Consider the following 20,163-nt stretch of genomic DNA (forward strand, 5'->3'; position numbering starts at 1 on the left):
GGGTGGTTCAGGAGGCGTCGAGCAGCGCGGCGAGCTGGGCGTAGAGGTCCTCGGCCAGGGTGCGGATGGTCTGCTCCCGGTGGATGTCCCCGCTGTACACCCAGGTGAGCTGCATCGCGGGTCCGGCGCCGTCGCATTCGATCATCAGGTCGTACGAGACGATGCTCGGCTTGCCATCCGGCCGGGGGAAGGCGAAGGACTCGACGCCTTCAGGGCCCTGGGCCTTGCGTGGCGCCTGTCCCAGCGTGGCGCCCCGGTTGTTGAAGAACACCTGCGGTGAGCCGCAGGCCGCCAGCCGCTGACGCACGGCCTCGTCAGGGCCGTAGCGCAGCAGCCCGAAGTCCAGCGCCCGCGCCATCGTCTCGCGCACGATGCGCTTCGCCGTGGCGAAGGCCACCTTCGACGGCTCCGCGCCGCGCTGCTCGAAGCGCATGGGGAACTTGAGCGTGCTGGGCCCCAGCGTGCGCGACAGGTCCACGCCGGGCACCACGCCCGCGCGGCCGTTGTGCTCCACGTCCAGCCGCAGCGGCTGGTCTCCCGACCACCGGGCCCAGGCCCGCGCCAGGCCGAAGAGCAGCAGGTCATTGAGGTACACGTCCTCGTGGGTCCGGACGTAGTCCGCCAGGCGGCCGGCGAGCCCCTCCGGGATGGGCATGAAGAGCCGCCGCGAGTTGAGGTCCGTGTGCGGCCCGGTTCCCAGGTCCACCGGCATCGGCGCGCCCGGACGCAGCCGGGACTCATCGAGCCAGAAGGCGCGGGCCTCCCGCATGGCCTCCGGGGACCGACCGTGGGCCGCCACGGCGAGCATGTACTGACGGTAGGTGGCGCTCACCGCGGGCGGGCGCGGCGGCTGCCCGGTGGCGAGCCGCTCGTAGGTGCCGTGCAGGTCGGCCAGCAGCATGGGCAGCGAGAAGCCGTCGTAGATGCAGTGGTGCATGCAGAGGATGAGCTTGTCCGCGCCAGGGCCACCCAGCCGGCACAGCGCCAGCGCCAGCGCCGGTCCCCGCGTGATGCTCAGGTGGGACTGGAGTCGGCGTCCCACCTCCATCATGGCCTCGCGCTGGGCCTGGGGCGCGCGCCCGGTGAAGTCATGCTCCTCGACGTGCGGCGCTCCGGCGGAGGCGAGCATCCGCGCCGTCCAGCCTTCGGGCTCGCGGTGCAGCCGCAGCCGGAGCACGTCGTGCTGTTCGCCCAGGTGCGCCACGCTGGCGCGGAGCAGCTCCGCGCGCGTCTCTGGAGGCACGTCCCAGACCATGGTGCTGGCCCAGATCTGCGTCTCCATGTCGAACGTCTCCACCAGCCACTGGTGGTGGGGCAGCAGGGGAAGCTGCTCATCGACACGCGGCGTCCGCGGCCCGGTGTCCTGCTCGGCCTGGGATGGCGGCTCCGCGATGCGCACGACGGGGGCCAGCTCCGCCACCGTCTGGTGCTGGAACATCTGGTTCACCTGGAAGGTGAGGCCCGCATGCGCGGCCATGGCCACCAGCCGCACGCACAACAGTGAGTCGCCACCCAGCTCGAAGAAGTTGTCGTGGATGCCCACCTGCTCCAGGCCCAGGACCTGGGCCCACAGCCGCGTGAGCACCTCCTCCGTGGGCGTGCCCGGCGGGGTGTAGGGCTTCCTTCCGCGACGCTCCTCGAGCGTGGGCGCCGGCAGGGCCGCGCGGTCCACCTTGCCGCTGGAGGTGAGGGGGAGCGCCGGGAGCACCACGAAGGCCGCCGGCACCATGTACTCGGGCAGCTTCTCTCCGACGAAGGCGCGCAGGACGCCCGTGTCGGACAGGTCGCCTTCCCTGGGCACCACGTAGGCCACCAGCGTCTTGTCGCCGCCCCGTACCTCACGCAGCGCCACGACGGCCTCGCGCACGGCCGGGTGGGAGGCGAGGACGGATTCAATTTCTCCCAGCTCGATGCGGAAGCCGCGCAGCTTCACCTGGAAGTCGATGCGGCCCAGGTACTCGAGGTTGCCGTCGGCCAGCCAGCGCACCTTGTCGCCGGTGCGGTAGAGGCGCTCACCGGGTTCGGAGGCGAAGGGGTGGGGGATGAAGCGCTCGGCGGTGAGCTCCGGACGCCCCAGGTAGCCGCGCGCGAGGCCCGCGCCCCCGATGCACAGCTCTCCCGGCATGCCCACCGGCACCGGCCGCAGCGAGGCGTCCAGCACGTAGGCGCGCACGCCCTGGAAGGGCCGGCCGATGGTGATGCGCCCGGCCTCCACTTCGGCGTCGAGCGTGGCGCAGATGGTGGTCTCCGTGGGGCCGTAGGCGTTGATGAAGCGCCGCCCCGGCTTCCAGCGGGCCACGAGCTCGGAGGTGCACGCCTCACCTGCGGAGGTGAGGGTCTCCAGTGCTTCCAGGCCCTGTGGGTCGAGCTGGGCGAGGACGGAGGGGGTGAGGGTGGCGGCGGTGATGCCCCGCTGCCGGAGCAGCTGGTGCAGCGGCGCTCCGGGCATCAGCTCGTCACGCGATGCGAGGTGCAGCTCTGCGCCCGCGATGAGGGCGGGGACCATCTCCCAGACGGAGGCGTCGAAGCCGATGGAGGCGAACTGGAGGACGCGGCTGCCCGGGCGCAGTCGCATGGCGTCGATGGTGCGCCGTGCGGTGTTGCAGAGGCCGCGGTGGCGCAGGAGGGTGCCCTTGGGGCGTCCGGTGGAGCCCGAGGTGTAGATGACGTAGGCGAGGTTGTCGGGCAGCACGCGCGTGTCGGGGGCGTGCGTGGGGCGACGGGCGATGAGGGAGTCCCACTCCGAGTCGAGCAGGACGAGCAGCTCGTTCTGGAGGGGCAGCTCGTCGGCGAGGTGCTCCTGGGCGAGGACGACGGGGGGCTGGGCGTCGCGCAGCATGAAGGCGAGGCGCTCGGCGGGGTAGGACGGGTCGAGTGGGAGCCAGGCACCGCCGGCCTTGAGGATGGCGAGGATGGAGACGACGAGTTCCAGGGAGCGCTCGACGCAGAGTGCGACGAGGACTTCGGGGCCGACGCCGAGCGAGCGCAGGTGCCAGGCGAGCTGGTTGGCGCGCTCGTCGAGCTGGCTGTACGTCAGGGTCCGCTCACCCCACTGGACGGCGAGGGCGTCCGGGGTGCGCTGGGCCTGGGCCTCGATGAGGGCATGGACGCTCGGGTCCGTGAGTTCCGCTTGCGTGTCATTCCATTCGACGAGCACCTGGCGGCGTTCGGTCTCCGTGAGCAGGGACAGGGTGGACAGGCGCGTGTCCGGCGCGGCGACGGCTGCTTCCAGGAGCACCTGAAGGTGCTCAAGCATGCGGGCCATGGTGCCAGCGTCGTACAGGTCGGTGCTGTAGTTGCTCACGCACTCCAGGCCTTCGGCGCCGTCCTGGATGGAGAGCGTGATGTCGAACTTCGACGAGCCGGTGTCGTTCTCCGTGCCCCGGAAGGTGAGCCCCGGCACGCGCAGCTCCGCGACGGGCGCGTTCTGCAGGACGAGCTTCACCTGGAAGATGGGGGCGTGCGCGAGGTTGCGCTCGGGGTTGATTACGCGCACCAGCTCCTCGAACGGGACGTCCTGGTGGGCGTAGGCGCCCAGTGCCACCTGGCGCGTGCGGGCCAGCAGCTCACGGAAGGTCGGGTCCCCGGACAGGTCGCCGCGCATGACGAGCTGGTTGACGAAGAAGCCGATGAGGCCTTCGGTGTCAGCGTGCGTGCGGCCCGCGATGTCCGTGCCGATGACGACGTCCGTCTGGCCGGAGTAGCGCGCGAGCAGTGACTGGAAGCCCGCGAGCAGGGCCATGAAGGACGTGACGCCCTCGCGCTGGCAGAGCGCTTCCAGCGCTTGTGACAGCGCCTTGGGCATCCGCCGGGTGAGGTTGGTGCCCCGGTAGGACTGGGTCGCGGGACGGGGCCGGTCGGTGGGCAGCTCCAGCACCTGGGGCGCGCCCGCGAGCTGCTGGCGCCAGTAGGAGAGCTGGGCCTCCAGCGCTTCACCCTGGAGCCACTGGCGCTGCCAGGCCGCGAAGTCCGCGTACTGCACGGGCAGTTCGGGCAGCGGTGAGGGCAGGCCTTGCGAGAAGGCTTCGTAGAGGGCGGCCACCTCGCGCGCGAGCACGCTCATGGACCAGCCGTCGGAGATGATGTGGTGCAGGTTGAGCACCAGGACGTGCTGCTGCTCGTCGAGCTTCAGCAGCAGCGCACGCAGCATGGGGCCGTGGGCGAGCGCGAAGGGCTTGCGGACCTCGGCCTCGATGCGGCGGCGGGCCTCCTCCTCGCGCTCGTCGAGCGGCAGGGCGCTCAGGTCCACGCGCTCCAGCGGCAGGGGCCCGGGCGGCGCGATGGACTGGAGGGGCTGCCCCGTCTCTGAGGGGAAGGACGTGCGCAGCACTTCGTGACGGCGCACCAGCTCCGTGAGGCAGCGCTCCAGCGCGGACAGGTCCAGCGTGCCTTCCAGGCGCAGCGGCGCGGGCATGTTGTACAGCGCGCTGTCGGGGACGAGCTGGTCCAGGAACCACAGGCGCTGCTGGGCGAAGGAGAGCGGCAGGGCGCGGGTCCTGTCCGCCGGACGCAGCGGCGGCAGGGCCAATGTCCGAGCCGAACGGGTGACGGCGTCCACGGCCCTGGCGAGCGCATCCAGGGTGGGGGCCTCGAAGAGCGTGCGCAGGGGCAGCTCCACGTCGAAGACGGCTCGGATGCGGGAGACGATTCGCGTGGCCAGCAGCGAGTGGCCGCCCAGGGTGAAGAAGTTGTCGTGGAGGCCCACGCGCTCCACGCGCAGCACCTCACTCCAGAGGGCGGCGAGCTGCTGCTCCGTCGCGTCGCGGGGGGCGACGTACTCGGAGGCGGAGGCGAGCGCCCCGTCGGGTACGGGCAGGGCCTTGCGGTCCACCTTCCCGTTGGCGGTGAGGGGCAGGGCCTCCAGCGCGACGAAGGCCGAGGGCACCATGTACTCGGGCAGCCGCTGCCGCAGGGAGGCCCGCAGCTCCGCGAGGTCGAACGAGGTCGCCTGTCCCGAGGGCTGGGGCACCACGTAGGCCACGAGCCGCTTGTCGCCGGGCACGTCCTCGCGCACGAGGGCCAGGGCCTCGCTCACGGCGGAGTGGGCCCGCAGGGCGGCCTCCACCTCCGCGAGTTCGATGCGGTAGCCCCGCACCTTCACCTGGTTGTCGCGGCGGCCCAGGAACTCCAGCACGCCATCCGGGCGCCAGCGCGCGAGGTCGCCGGTGCGGTAGAGGCGGGCTCCGGCCCTGGAGGCGAACGGGTCGGGGACGAAGCGCTCGGCGGTGAGCTCCGGGCGGGAGAGGTAGCCGCGCGCGAGGCCCTCGCCACCGATGAAGAGCTCACCGGGGACACCGGGGGGCACGGGCAGGAAGGCGGCGTCCAGCAGGTACACCTGGGTGTTCGCGATGGGCGTGCCGATGGGGACGGCGGCGCCGACCTGCTCGGGCTTCGTCATGCGGAAGCAGGAGGTGAAGAGGGTGCTCTCGGTGGGGCCGTAGCAGGCGGTGACGGGAATGCCGAGGGTCTCCAGCACGCGGTGGACGTGGGGCGCGGACACGACGTCACCACCGGTGAGGAGCTGGTGCAGGCCGCGCAGGCAGTCGGGCTTGTGCTCCACCACCTGGGAGAAGAGGCCCGCGGTGAGGTGCAGGGTGGTGACGCGGTGGCGCGTCAGCACCTGCGACAGCAGCTCCAGGTCGCTGGGGGACTCCGGCGGGAAGACGACGAGCCGGCCACCGAAGAGGAGCGGGCCCCAGAGCTCCAGGGTGGAGGCGTCGAAGGACACGGGCGCGATGAGGAGGAAGGTCTCCTCGGGCCCCAGGTGCGCGTAGTGGATGCCGTGGAAGAGGCGCTGGACGGAGCGGTGCTCGATGGCCACGCCCTTCGGACGGCCGGTGGTGCCGGAGGTGAAGTCGACGTAGGCGAGATTGCGCGAGGTGACGCCGGAGGCCGGCGCGGACGTGGGCCGTCCTTCGAGGCCCAGCTCCTCGACCAGGAGCGACGTGAGGTGCTCGGGAACGGGGAGCCGCGAGCGCAGGGCGGCCGAGGTGATGAGGAGGCGGGGCGGCGCATCCTCAAGCATGAAGGCCAGGCGCTGGGCGGGATAGGAGGCGTCCAGCGGCAGGTAGGCGCCACCGGCCTTGAGGATGCCCAGCAGGGAGACGATGAGCTCCAGCGAGCGCTCCAGGCACAGGGCCACGAGGGTGTCGGGGCCCACGCCGTGAGAGCGCAGCAGGTGGGCGAGCTGGTTGGCTCGCGCGTCCAGCTCCCGGTAGGTGAGCCGCGCGTCGCCGAACTCGACGGCGATGGCGTCGGGGCGCAGGGCCGCCTGCTGCTCGAAGAGGTGGTGGATGCAGGCGTCCGCCGGGAAGTCGGCGGCCGTGTCGTTCCACTCCACGAGCACCTGCTGGCGCTCGGCTTCGGAGAGCAGGGAGACGTCGCCCAGGCGGGAGGCGGAGGCCAGGGAGCACAGGGCATTGCGCCAGTGCTTGAGCAGGCGCTGCACGGCCGCGGGCTCGAAGCGGGGCGAGTCGTAGACGGCCCGCAGCCGCAGGGACGCTCCGGGCAGCACGGAGAGGGTGAGCGGGTAGTTGGTGTGCTCGAAGCCGTGGACGTCCTTCACCTGGAGCGAGGACGTCGAACCCGACATGGAGGCGTCGACGGGGTAGTTCTCGAAGACGAGCAGCGAGTCGAAGAGCGAGACGCCGCGAGGCACCTGGCTGAAGGACTGGACGTCGACGAGCGAGGAGTGCTCGTACTGGCGCAGCTCTAGCTGCTGGGCCTGGAGCGACTGGAGCCAGGGCCGCACGGGCGAGGCGTGCGAAGGCAGCTGGACGCGCGCGGGCAGCGAGTTGATGAAGATGCCCACGAGGGTGTCGGAGCCGGGCAGCTCCGGAGGACGACCCGAGACGGTGTTGCCGAAGACGACGTCCTGTTCGCCGGAGTAGTGCGAGAGGACGAGGCCCCAAGAGGCCATGGCCAGCGTGTGTAGCGTGAGCTGGTGCTGGCGCGCGAACGCCTGGAGGGCCGTGGTGATCTCCGCGGTGAGGTCCACTTCAAGGGTGAGGTGCTCGGTCTGCTGGCCCGGAGCCACGTTGGCGTGGGTTTCCGCCGGCAGCGGCGTGGGCGAAGCGAAGCCGTCCAGGTAGGTGCGCCAGAAGGACGCGTCGGCGGACGCGTCGCGGCGCTGCAACCAGGCAATGTAGTCGCGGAAGGGCGCCCTGGGCGCGGTCTGCGGCGTGACGCCGGAGCGGAAGGACTCGTAGAGGGAGAAGACCTCGCTGATGAGCAGGCCGAGGCTCCAGCCATCCACCAGCAGGTGGTGGTGGCTCCACAGGAAGCGCACGGAGGCCTCCGCCAGACGGATGGCCGTCAGCCGGACGAGGGGCGCACGGCACAGCTCGATGCCGCGCTGCCGGTCCTGGGCGAGGAGCTGTTCGAAGCGGCGCTGTTGCTCGTCGGCCGGGACGTCACTCCAGTCGAGCTGCTCGATGGGCAGCTCCACCCGCGAGTGGACCACCTGGAGCGGCGTGGGCAGCTCCTCCCAGTGGAAGGAGGAGCGCAGGATGGTGTGGCGCTGGAGGCAGGCCCTCCAGGCCCGCAGGAAGGCGGGCTCATCCAGCGCGGAGGTGACCGTCCAGGAGAGCTGCTCGAAGTAGGCCGAGGAGTCCGGAGACAGCAGGGCGTGGAAGAGCATGCCCTGCTGGGTGGGGGACAGCGGGTAGACGTCCTCGACGTCCGCGCCGGCCTGCCGCAGCACGGTGTCGAGCGACGGCTGGGTGAGGGCCGCGAGGGGGAAGTCGCCCGGAGAGAAGCGGTGGGCGTCCTCGGACGCGCGCAGGGCGATGAGCGCGCGCAGGTGGTGGAGGAAGCGCTGGGCCAGCGATTCGATGGTGGCCGCGTGGTGCAGGTGGGTGCTGTAGCCGAAGGAGAACTGGAGGCGGCCCTGGAAGACGGAGCCGTTGAGTTCCAGGACGTGCAGCCGCGTGCCCGATGGTGAGACGGACGGGCCCGACGGGTCGGTGCTCAAGGAGAAGAGCTGACTGGACGCCGCCGCGGCGTCGAGCTGGCCCAGGTAGTTGAAGGCAATCTGGGGCACGGGCTGGGCCTGGAGCCGCTGCGCCACCTCCGTCGGCCCGAGCCACTTGAGCAGGCCGAAGCCGAGCCCCCGGTGGGGCATCCGGCGCAGCGAGTCGCGCACGGCGCGCAGGCGCTCACCCACTGAACCGTTCGTGGGCACGGGCAGCAACACGGGGGTGAAGGACGTGAACCAACCGATGGTGCGCGAGACATCCACGTCGTCGAAGAGTTCTTCGCGGCCGTGGCCCTCCAGGTTGACGAGCACCCGCGGCTGGCCGGTCCATTCGGAGACGGCCTGGGCCAGGGCAGTGAGCAGCACGTCGTTGATCTGCGCGCGCCAGGCGGACGGCACCTCCTGGAGCAGGAGCTTCGTCTCCTCGGCGTCGAGCGCGATGGAGATGGCGTGCTGGGACGCCTGCGTGTTGGCGCCGGAGCTGTCGGTGGGCAGCGGCGCCACCTGCGTACGGGCCTCGTCCAGCCAGAGCGGTGCCTCCGACTTCATGGCCTCGGAGCGGGCATGGACCTGGAGGCGGCGCGCCCAGGACTGGAACGAGGACGTCTTCGCCGGCAGCGAGGCCTGCGGGCCGTGCTGGAGCTGCTGGTAGGCGGACTCCAGGTCCTCCATCAGCACGCGCCAGGAGACGGCATCCACCACCAGGTGATGCGCGACGAGGAGCAGGCGCTGCTGGCCATCACCGAGCTGGAAGAGCGCGGCCTTCAGCAGGGGCGGCTGGGAGAGCACGAAGCTGGCCTGCAACCGCGCGCCCTCGGCGTCGAGCGCGGCGAGCTGCTCGGAGGCGGGCAGGGCGGAGAGGTCCACCTGGATCAGGCGGACGGGCGCCTCGTCGGGGCTCACGTTCTCCTGGTGCCACGCGCCTTCGTCCTGGCGGAAGCGCAGGCGGAGGGCGTCGTGGTGGGCCAGCAGGTGCTGGAGGGCCTTCTCCAGCCGCGCGTGCTCCAGGGGCTGACGGACGGACAGCAGCACGGACTGATTGAAGTGGTGGGCGTGCGCCGCGTCGTGCGCCAGCAGGTGGTGCTGGATGGGCGTGAGCAGCACCGGGCCCGTGACAGGCCCCTGTTCACCCAGCGGCTCGGTGGTGGACTTCACCACCAGGGCGAGCTGCGCCACCGTCTGGTGTTGGAAGAGCTGGCGGGTGGCCAGCACGAGGTCGGCCCGGCGTGCCCGCGCGACGACCTGGATGCTGATGATGGAGTCGCCGCCCAGTTCGAAGAAGTTGTCGTGGATGCCCACCTGATCCAGGCCCAACACGAGGGCCCAGATGTCACACAGACGCTGCTCCACGTCGTTGCGGGGCGCCACGTAGGCGGGCTTCGACTCCGAGCGGGAGACGTCCGGAGCAGGCAGGGCCTTGCGGTCGAGCTTGCCGCTGGCGTTGAGGGGCAGGGCCTCCAGGGTGACGAAGGCCGAGGGCACCATGTACTCGGGCAGCGTCAGCTTGAGGACGTCGCGCAGCGTGCTGGCGTCGAGCGTCCGCGTGTCGGTGGCAGGCACGACGTAGGCGACCAGTCGCCTGTGGCCCGGCGTGTCCTCGCGCAGCGTCACCACGGCCTCGCGCACGGAGGGGTGGGAGGTGAGGACGGACTCGATTTCGCCCGGCTCGATGCGGAAGCCGCGCAGCTTCAGTTGGAAGTCGGTGCGGCCCAGGTACTCCAGCTCGCCGCTGTCGAGCCATCGCACCTTGTCGCCGGTGCGGTAGAGGCGCTCCCCGGGTTCTGAAGCGAAGGGGTTGGGGATGAAGCGCTCGGCGGTGAGCTCCGGACGGTGCAGGTAGCCGCGGGCGAGGCCCACGCCGCCGATGAAGAGCTCACCGGGGACGCCGACGGGCACCGGGCGCAGGTGCGCGTCGAGGACGAAGGCGCGCACGTTGTGGAAGGGCCGGCCGATGGAGACGCGGCGGGAGTCCACGGCGGTGTTGACGGTGGCGCAGACGGTGGCCTCGGTGGGTCCGTAGGCGTTGACGAAGCGGCGTCCGGGCTGGAAGCGGGCGACGAGCTCCGGGGAGCAAGCCTCGCCAGCGGTGATGAGCGTCTGGATGCCGCGCAGGCCTTCGGGTTCAAGCTGGGCGAGGACGGAGGGGGTGAGCTTGAGGGTGGTGACTTGCTGCTCCGCGAGCAGCTTGAGGAGGGGCTCGCCGGGCATGAGCTCCTCGCGGGAGGCGAGCACGAGGCAGGCGCCGGAGAGGAGTGCGGGGAAGACTTCGGAGACGGAGGCGTCGAAGGCGGAGGAGAAGAACTGGAGCAGGCGGCGGCCGGGCCCCAGGTCCATGAAGTCGAGCGTCCGCAGGGCGGTGTTGCAGAGGCCGCGGTGGCGCAGGAGCGTGCCCTTGGGGCGGCCGGTGGAGCCCGAGGTGTAGATGACGTAGGCGAGGTTGTCGCCGTCCACCTGGACTCCCAGGTCGTCGGTGCGCTCGCGCTCAATGCGTTCCGCGTGCTCGTCCATCAGGAAGACGTAGCCCCGGCGGTCGAGCAGGTGCTCCAGGGACGAGTGCGTGAGGAGGACGGGGGCGAGGGCGTTGGAGGCGATGAAGTCCAGGCGCTCCGAGGGGAGCGTGGGATCCAGGGGCAGCCAGGCGCCACCGGCCTTGAGGATGGCGAGCATGGCCACCACCAGGTCCAGTGAGCGCTCCAGGCAGAGCGCGACGAGGACCTCGGGGCCGACGCCCAGCCGGCGCAGGTGCCAGGCGAGCTGGTTGGCGCGGGCGTTGAGTCCTTCGTAGGTGAGCGTCTCCGCACCGAAGCACAGCGCGGGCGCGTCGGGCGCGCGGCGCACCTGGGCCTCGAAGAGGCGGTGGACGAGCGGGGGCTCCGACAGCTCGCGCCGCTCCTGGTTCCAGTCCACCAGCACCTGCTGGCGCTCGGTGGGGGTGAGCAGCGGCAGCTCCGAGAGGCGCGACTCCGGCGCGGCCACCATGCCCGCCACCATCACGCGCAGGTGCTCCGCCATGCGGGCGATGGTGGACGCGTCGAACAGGTCCGTGTTGTAGACGAAGGTGCCCTGGAAGCCCGTGGGGCTGTCGCCGACGGACAGCTCCAGTTCGAACTTGGAGACGTTCGTCGCGGCGTCCATGGGCCGCAGCGCCAGTCCGGGCAGGTTCAGCTCGCCCGTGGGTATGTTCATGAAGGCGAACAGCACCTGGAAGATGGGAGAGCGGCCCAGGTTGCGCTCGGGGTCGAACTCCTCCACCAGCTTCTCGAAGGGCAGGTGGTGGTGGGCGAAGGCGCCGAGCGTGGTCTCGCGCACACGCCCCAGCAGCTCACGGACGGTGGGATTGCCCCCGAGCCGGGCGCGCAGCGCCAGCGTGTTGACGAAGAAGCCCATGAGGCCTTCGAACTCCGCGCGGTCGCGGCCTGCGATCGTCGAGCCGACGCAGAAGTCCTCCTGGCCCGAGTAGCGGTGCAGCACCGTCTGGAAGGCGGACAGCAGGAGCATGTAGGGCGTGACGCCCTCCCGCTGGCACAGGGCCTTGAGGGCCTCGCTCAGCTCCAGGGGAAGCGACATGTTCAGCACGGCGCCGTGGAAGGTCTGCTCCGCGGGCCTCGGTCTGTCGGTGGGCAGCTCCAACGCGGGCGCGGCCCCGGCGAGCTGCTGCCGCCAGAAGGAGAGCTGACGCTCCAGCTCCTCGCCCTGGAGCCACTGGCGCTGCCACGCCGCGTAGTCGCCGTACTGCACGGGCAGCTCGGGGAGGGGCGAGGGCTGGCGCTGTGAGAAGGCGGCGTAGAGCAACCCCGCCTCGCGCACCAGGATGCCCATGGACCAGCCGTCGGAGACGATGTGGTGCATGTTGAGCAGCACCACGTGCTCCTGCTCGTCGAGCTTCAACAGCGTGGCGCGCAGCAGCGGACCGCGCTCCAGGTCGAAGGGGCGCTGGGCCTCCTCGGAGATCAGCCGCAGGGCTTCGGCTTCGCGCGCGGAGGCGGGCAGCGCGGTCAGGTCCATCACGGGCAGCCGGAAGTCCGTCGTGGCGGCGATGACCTGGAACGACGTGTCCGCGTCGGTCCGGAACGTCGTGCGCAGGGGCTCGTGGCGGCGGATCAGCGCATGGAAGACGCGCTCGAACACCTTCGCGTCGACCGTCCCCAAGAGCCGCACGGCCACGGGCAGGTTGTAGCGGGCGGTCCCCGGCTCCAGCTGTTCCAGGAACCACAGCCGCTGCTGGGCGAAGGAGAGAGGGGGCGGCAGCTCGCGCGAAGCGGGCCGCAGGGGCGGCATCGCGGGGGCCTGGGCGGAGCGGGTGAAGGACTCGACGGCGGTGGCGAGCGCTTCGAGGGTGGGGGCCTCGAAGAGCGAGCGCAGGGGGAACTCCACGCCGAAGGCGGCGCGGATGCGGGAGACGACCTGGATGGCCAGCAGGGAGTGGCCACCCAGGGCCATGAACTCGTCATGCAGGCCGACCCGCTCGACGCGGAGCACCTCCCCCCAGATGGAGGCCAGACGCGCCTCGGTGTCGCTGCGAGGCGCGGTGTATTCGGAGGCCGAGGAGAGGGCGAGGCCTTGCGGCGTGGGCAGGGCCTTCCTGTCCACCTTGCCGGTGGAGGTGAGGGGCAGGGCCTCCAGCGGGACGAAGGCCGCGGGCACCATGTATTCGGGCAGCTGCTGCTTGAGGAAGTCGCGCACGTTGGCGGTGGACGGCGACTGCCCACCCGGGGGCGGCACCCCGTAGGCCACGAGGCGCTGGTCACCGGGCGCTTCCTCGCGCATGACGACGAGGGCCTGGCGCACCTGGGGGTGCCTCTCCAGGGCAACCTCGATTTCGCCCAGCTCGATGCGGAAGCCGCGCAGCTTCACCTGGAAGTCGAGGCGGCCCAGGTGTTCGAGGGTGCCGTCCGGCAGCCAGCGGGCCTTGTCTCCGGTGCGGTAGAGGCGGGCGCCGGGCTCGGAGGCAAAGGGATGGGGGATGAAGCGCTCGGCGGTGAGCTCCGGACGGCGCACGTAGCCCCGGGCCAGGCCCCTGCCCGAGAGGAAGAGCTCACCGGGAACGCCCAGCGGCACGGGCTGGAGGTGCGCATCCAGCAGGTACGCGCGCACGTTGGAGAGCGGCCCGCCCAGCGTGGGACGGGTGCCGGAGCGCACGCGGAAGGTGGTGGCGTCGACGGTGGCCTCGGTAGGGCCGTAGACGTTGAAGGTGCGCGTGCGCTCGGAAACAGCGAGCTGCTCCCAGGTGGTCTCGTCGAGCGCCTCGCCGCCGGACACCAGCAACGAAGGCACGTGGGCGCCCTCCAGCAGGCCTTCCCGCAGGAGCAGCCGCAGCAACGAAGGCGTGCAGTCGAGCGCCTGCACCCGCTGCTGGCCCAGCCAGTCGACGAAGGCGCGTGGCTCCTTGCGCAGGGCCTCCGGGACGATGAGGAGGCAGTGGCCATCGAGGAGCTGGACGAGCTGTTGGACGGAGGCGTCGAAGGCCAGCGGAGCATTGAGCGTGACGCGCGAGCCCAGCGGCAGGCCGGCGTAGACGGTGTTTCGCAGGGCGCGGTGGAGGTTGAGCACCGAGCGGTGTTCGACCATGACGCCCTTGGGGCGGCCGGTGGAGCCCGAGGTGAAGATGATGTAGGCGAGGTGGTCCGCGGTGGAGAGCGAGACCGGCGCGTGCGTGGGCAGGGCGCGCAGGGCCTCGTCACCGAGCGTCAGGGGCACCACGGTGGCGCCCGAGGATTCCGGGAGGCGCGTCCGCAGCGCGGGCTGGGCGAGGATGACGGCGGGACGTGAGTCCTCCAGCATCCACTCCAGGCGCTCGCGCGGGTAGGCGGGATCGAGGGGGACGTAGGCACCGCCCGCCTTGAGGACGGCGAAGAGGCCGACGATCAGTTCGAGGGAGCGTTCCGCGTACAGGCCGACGCGCACCTCGGGGCCGACGCCGAGCGAGCGCAGGTGGTGCGCCAGTTGATTCGAGCCTTCCTCCAGAGCGCGGTAGGAGAGCCAGACATCCTCGAACCCAAGGGCGGGCGCGTCCGGCGTGCGCGAGGCCTGGGCTTCAAGGAGGTGATGGATGCAGCTGTCGGCCGGGAACTCCGCGGTCGTGTCATTCCACGTCACGAGCAACTGGCGGCGCTCGGCGTCGGAGAGCAGGGAGACATTGCCCAGGCTCGCGGCGGACGTGAGCGAGAGCATCGCACTGCGCCAGTGCTCGAGCAGCCGTTGCACGGAGGCGGTCTGGAAGCGGGGCGCGTCATGTGAGGCGCGCAGGCGCAGGGGGCGTCCGGGGAGGACGGAGAGGGTGAGCGGATAGTTGGTGCGCTCGTAGCCCTGGACGTCCCTCACCTGGAGCGTGGCGGAGGAGGAGTCGAGCAGCGAGGCATCGACGGGGTAGTTCTCGAAGACGAGCAGGGAGTCGAAGAGCGAGGCGCCCCGGGGCACCTGGCTGAGCGACTGGATGTCGACGAGGGAGGAGTGCTCGTGCTGGCGCAGCTCGAGCTGCTGGGCCTGGAGCGACTGGAGCCAGGGCAGCAGGGGGGATGCCTGCGAAGGCAGACGGACGCGCGTGGGCAGGGTGTTGATGAAGATGCCCACGAGGGTGTCGGAGCCGGGCAGCTCCGGAGGGCGGCCCGCGACGGTGTTGCCGAAGACGACGTCCTGCTCGCCGGAGTAGTGCGAGAGGACGAGCCCCCAGGCCGCGAGGGCCAGCGTGTGCAGCGTGAGCTGGTGCTGGCGCGCGAAGGCCTGGAGCGTCGCGGTGGCCTCGACGGACAGGTCCACCTCCAGGATGAAGTGTTCGGACTGCTGTCCCGGGAGCACGCTGGCATGGGTGTCCGCCGGCAGCGGCGTGGGCGAAGCGAAGCCGTCCAGGTAGGTGCGCCAGAAGGACGCGTCGGCGGAAGCGTCGCGGCGGGACAGCCAGGTGATGTAGTCGCGGAAGGGCGCCCTGGGCGCGGGCTGGAGCGGGAGGCCCGAGCGGAGGGCATCGTAGAGGGAGAAGACCTCCTGCATGAGGATGCCGAGGCTCCAGCCATCCACCAGCAGGTGGTGGTGGCTCCACAGGAAGCGCACGGAGTTCTCCCCGAGACGCACGGCGGTCAGACGCATGAGCGGCGCGCGACGCAGCTCGAAGCCCCGCTGCTTGTCCTGGACGAGCAGTTGTCCGATGCGGTGCTGCTGATCCGCCTCGCTCAGGGTGCTCCAGTCGAGCTGCTCGAAGGGCAGCTCCACCCGCGAGTGGACCACCTGGAGCGGCGTGGGGAGGCCCTCCCAGTGGAAGGAGGAGCGCAGGATGGTGTGGCGCTGGAGGCAGGCCTCCCAGGCCCGCAGGAAGGCCGGCTCATCCAGCGCGGAGGTGATGGTCCAGGAGAGCTGCTCGAAGTAGGCGGCGGAGTCGGGAGCGAGCAGGGTGTGGAAGAGCATGCCCTGCTGCGTGGGGGACAGCGGGTAGAGGTCCTCGACGTCGGAGCCCGCCTGTTGCAACAGCGTGTCGAGCGACGCCTGGGAGAGGGCCGCGAGGGGGAAATCACCCGGAGAGAAGCGGCGGGCATCCTCGGACGCGCGCGAGTCGATGATCGCGCGAAGGTGGTGGAGGAAGCGCTGGGCCAGCGCTTCGATGGTGGCCGCGTGGTGCAGGTGGGTGCTGTAGCCGAAGGACAGACGCAGGCTGCCCTGGAAGACGGAGCCGGTGATCTCCAGTGCATGCTGCCGCGTGCCCGACGGTGAGATGGAAGGGCCGGAGGACTCGGAGGTCAGGGTGAAGAGGCGGCTGGAGGCGACCGTCGCGTCGAACTGTCCCAGGTAGTTGAAGACGACCTGCGGCACGGGCAGGGCCTGGAGCTGCTGGGAGAGTTCGGTGGGCCCGAGCCACTTGAGCAGGCCGAAGCCGAGGCCCCGGTGGGGAAGCAGGCGCAGCGAGTCGCGCACGGCCCGCAGGCCGTCACCGACGGAGCCGCTCGCGGACACGGGGAGCAACACGGGGATGAAGGACGTGAACCAGCCGATGGTGCGCGAGACATCCACGTCGTCGAAGAGCTCCTCGCGGCCGTGGCCCTCCAGGTGGATGAGCACCTGGGACTGGCCGGTCCACTCGGACATGGCTTGGGCCAGGGCGGTGAGCAGCACGTCGTTGATCTGCGCGCGCCAGGCGGAGGGCACCTCCTGGAGCAGCAGCTGCGTCGCTTCGGTGTCGAGGGCGACGGAGACGGAGCGCTCGGAGGCGTAGGTGTTGGGGCCGGAGGCGTCGGTGGGCAGCGGCGCCACCTGAGCACGGGCCTCGCTCAACCAGAGCGGTGCCTCTGCCAGCAGGGACTCGGAGTGGGCATGGGCCTGGAGCCGGCGAGCCCAAGTCTGGAAGGAGGACGTCTTCGCCGGCAGCGTCACGGGGAGGCGCTGCTGGAGTTGCTGGTAGGCGGACTCCAGGTCCTCCAGCAGCACGCGCCAGGAGACGCCGTCGATGACGAGGTGATGGGCGACGAGGAGCAGGCGCTGCTGGCCGCCACCGAGCTGGAAGAGGGCGGCGCGCAGCAGGGGCGCCTGGGCGAGGACGAAGCTGGCTTGCAGTCGTGAGGCCTCTGCCTCCAGGGCTTGCGGCTGTTCGGAGGAGGGCGTAGCGGAGAGGTCCACCTGGAGCAGGAGGAGGGGCACCTCGTCGGGACTGGCGTTCTCCTGCTGCCAGGAGCCCTCGTGCTGACGCACGCGCAGGCGGAGGGCGTCGTGGTGGGCCACCACGAGCGCCAGGGCCTGCTCCAGGACCGCGGGCTCCAGCGGCGCACGCGAGGCCAGGAGCACGGACTGGTTGAAGTGGTGGGCGTGGGTCGGGTCATGCGCCAGCAGTTGGAGCTGGGCGGGCGTGGGCGGCACCGGGCCGGTGACAGGGCCCTGCTCGCGAAGCGCCTCGGAGGAGGCCTTCACCACGAGGGCGAGCTGGGCGACCGTCTGGTGCTGGAAGAGCTGGCGGGTGGCGAGCACGAGGCCGGTTCGACGCGCGCGCGCGACGACCTGGAGGCTGATGATGGAGTCGCCGCCCAGCTCGAAGAAGTTGTCGTGGATGCCCACCTGCTTCAGGCCGAGCACCTGCGCCCAGATGTCACACAGGCGCTGCTCCACGTCGTTGTGAGGTGCGACGTAGGCGCCGCGCTTCTCCAGACCCTGGAGGTTTGGAGCGGGCAGGGCCTTGCGGTCGAGTTTGCCGCTGGCGTTGAGCGGCAGCGCGTCGAGCGAGATGAAGGCCGCTGGCACCATGTACTCAGGCAACTGCAGCTTGAGGAAGTCGCGCACGTCTGAAGTGGACGGCGACTGCGCACCGGCCGGCGGCACGAGGTAGGCCACGAGGCGCTTGTCGCCGGAGGCGGAGTCCTCACGCACGACGACGACGGCCTGGCGTACCTGGGGGTGGCGCTCCAGGGCGGCTTCAATCTCACCCAGCTCGATGCGCAGGCCACGCACCTTCACCTGGAAGTCGAGGCGGCCGAGGTACTCGATGTTGCCGTCGGGCAGCCAGCGGGCCTTGTCACCGGTGCGGTAGAGGCGAGCGCCGGGCTCGGACGCGAAGGCATCCGGGATGAAGCGCTCGGCGGTGAGGTGGGGGCGCGCGAGGTAGCCACGGCCGACCTGGACGCCGCCGATGAAGAGTTCGCCCGGGACGCCCGTGGGGACGGGGCGCAGGTGCGCATCCAGGATGCGGATGACGGTGTTGGCGATGGGACGGCCGATGGGCAGGGAGCGCAGGCCGTGGTTGGGCGTGACGTGGAAGGCGGTGACTTCGACGGCCGCCTCGGTGGGGCCGTAGAGGTTGTGAAGCTGGGCGGAGGGCAGGCGCTGGAGGCAGCGCTGGGCCAGCTCTGGAGAGAGGGCCTCACCGCTGCACACGACGCGGCGCAGGCTTGCGCACTGCTCCAGGCCCGTCAGCTCCAGGAAGTGCTGGAGCATGGAGGGGACGAAGTGGGCGGTGGTGACGCGCTGCTCGGAGATGAGGCGCGCGAGGTAGTCAGGCTCCTGGTGGCCACCGGGGCGGGCGAGGATGAGACGCGCGCCCACCGTGAGGGGTGAGAAGAACTCCCAGACGGAGACGTCGAAGCTGAAGGGCGTCTTCTGGAGGACGACGTCCTCGGCACCCAGGGAGTAGGCCTGCTGCATCCAGAGGAGGCGGTTGCAGACGGCGCGGTGGGCGTTCATGGCGCCCTTGGGGCGGCCGGTGGAGCCGGAGGTGAAGATGACGTAGGCGAGGGTGTCCGGAGACGAGAGGGAGACGGGCGCATGCGTGGGCAGGGCACGCAGGGCTTCGTCATTGAGAACCAGCGGCACCACGGCGGCGCTCGCGGACTCCGGGAGGCGCGTCAGCAGCGAGGGCTGCGCGAGCAGGACGGCGGGACGCGAGTCCTCCAGCATCCACTCCAGGCGCTCACGCGGGTAGGAGGGGTCGAGGGGGACGTAGGCGCCGCCGGCCTTGAGGATGGCGAAGAGGCCAACCACCAACTCCAGGGAGCGCTCGGCGCACAGGCCGACACGGACTTCGGGCCCGACGCCGAGGGTGCGCAGGTGCCAGGCGAGCTGATTGGAGCGCGCATCCAGCTCCCGGTAGGAGAGCCACGCGCCCTCGAAGCCAAGGGCGGGCGCGTCCGGCGTGCGCTGTACCTGGGCCTCGAAGAGGTGGTGGATGCAGGTGTCCGAAGGCAGGGGCGCGCGCGTGTCATTCCATGCCACCAGCACCTGCTGGCGCTCGGCCTCGGTGAGCAGCGACAGCTCGGCGATGCGGGACTCTGGTGAAGCCGCCGCGCTCTCCAGGAGCGCGCGCAGGTGTTCCGCGAGGCGGGAGATGGTGCCGGTGTCGAACAGGTTCGTGTTGTACGTGAAGCTGCCCTGCAGGCCGTCCGGCGTCTCGCCGAGGGCCAGCTCCAACTCGAACTTGGAGACATTCGTCTCCACGTTGAAGGGACTCAGCGACAGCCCCGACGCATTCAGCTCGGACGTAGGCGTGTTCTGGAAGGAGAACAGCACCTGGAACAGGGGCGCGCGGCCCAGGTCGCGCTCGGGCTGGAGTTCCTCCACCAGCTTCTCGAAGGGCAGGTGCTGGTGGGCGAAGGCGCGGACGGAGCCCTCCTTCACGCGCTGGAGCAGCTCACGGAAGGTGGGGTTCCCCTCCAGCCAGGTGCGCAGCGCCAGCGTGTTGGCGAAGATGCCAAGCAGGCCCTCGAGCTGGGCCTGATCGCGACCGGCCATGGGCGCGCCGATGGAGAAGGACTCCTGGCCCGAATAGCGGTGCAGCACCACCTGGAAGGCGGCCAGCAGGAGCATGAAGGGGGTGACGCCCTCCTTGTGTCCCAGGGCCTTGAGCGACTCGCTCAGCCCTCGCGGGAACTTCACGGGCAGCATCGCGCCGTGGAAGGTCTGCTCCGGGGGCCTCGGCCTGTCGGTGGGCAGCTCCAGCGCGGGCGAGACCCCCGCGAGCTGCTCCTTCCAGAAGGACAGGTGACGCTCCAGCTCCTTGCCCTGGAGCCACTCGCGCTGCCACACCGCGTAGTCGGCGTACTGCACGGACAGCGCGGGCAGAGGTGAGGGCTGGCCCTGGGAGAACGCGGCGTAGAGCAGCCCCACTTCGCGCACCAGCACGCCGCTGGACCAGCCATCGGAGACGATGTGGTGCATCGTCAGCAGCAGGACGTGCACCTGCTCCTCGAGCTTCAACAGCGTGGCGCGCAGTTGCGGACCCCGCTCCAGGTCGAAGGGGCGCTGGGCCTCCGTGTTGGCCAGGCGTCGGGCCTCCTCTTCGCGCCGAGCCACGGGCAGCACCGTCAGGTCCACCAGCGCCAGCCTCAACGCCGCCGTACTCGCGATGACCTGGACCGACCTGTCCGCCTCCAGCCGAAACGTCGTGCGCAGGGGCTCATGGCGGTGGATCAGCTCGTTGAAGACTCGCTCGAGCACCGGGGATTCGAGCGGCCCCTTCAGCCGGACGGCCACGGGCATGTTGTAGCGGGCCGTCCCCGGCTCCAGCTGTTCGAGGAACCACAGCCGCTGCTGGGCGAACGACAGGGGCAGGGCCGCGTCTCCGCGCGGACGCGGCTCGAGCGGCGGGATGGCGGAGGTCTGGGGCGTGCGGGCTCCCTTGGCTTGGAGCTGCTTGAGCAGCAGGTCGCGCTTTTCGGGGGAGAGGCTGGCCAGACGCTTGAGGATGTCGCTCATGGATGGTGGCTTCGAAGAAAGAGGAGTCG

General features: G+C 70.9%; 1 protein-coding gene. It reads right to left on the bottom strand.

Annotated features, from left to right (window positions below; translation table 11 throughout):
* Positions 1–7 precede the first annotated feature (7 nt).
* Positions 8–20,134: a non-ribosomal peptide synthase/polyketide synthase gene (locus tag OV207_RS08280; protein WP_267554010.1), complete on the bottom strand. Its 20,127-nt coding sequence runs from the start codon at positions 20,132–20,134 to the stop codon at positions 8–10.
* Positions 20,135–20,163 lie beyond the last annotated feature (29 nt).

Source organism: Corallococcus sp. BB11-1, from assembly GCF_026626625.1.
GTDB lineage: Bacteria > Myxococcota > Myxococcia > Myxococcales > Myxococcaceae > Corallococcus > Corallococcus soli.

What these genes read in the sequence shown, in the direction of transcription:
- OV207_RS08280 (WP_267554010.1), bottom strand. Translation starts at nt 20,134, where the DNA reads ATGAGCGACATCCTCAAGCGTCTGGCCAGCCTCTCCCCCGAAAAGCGC.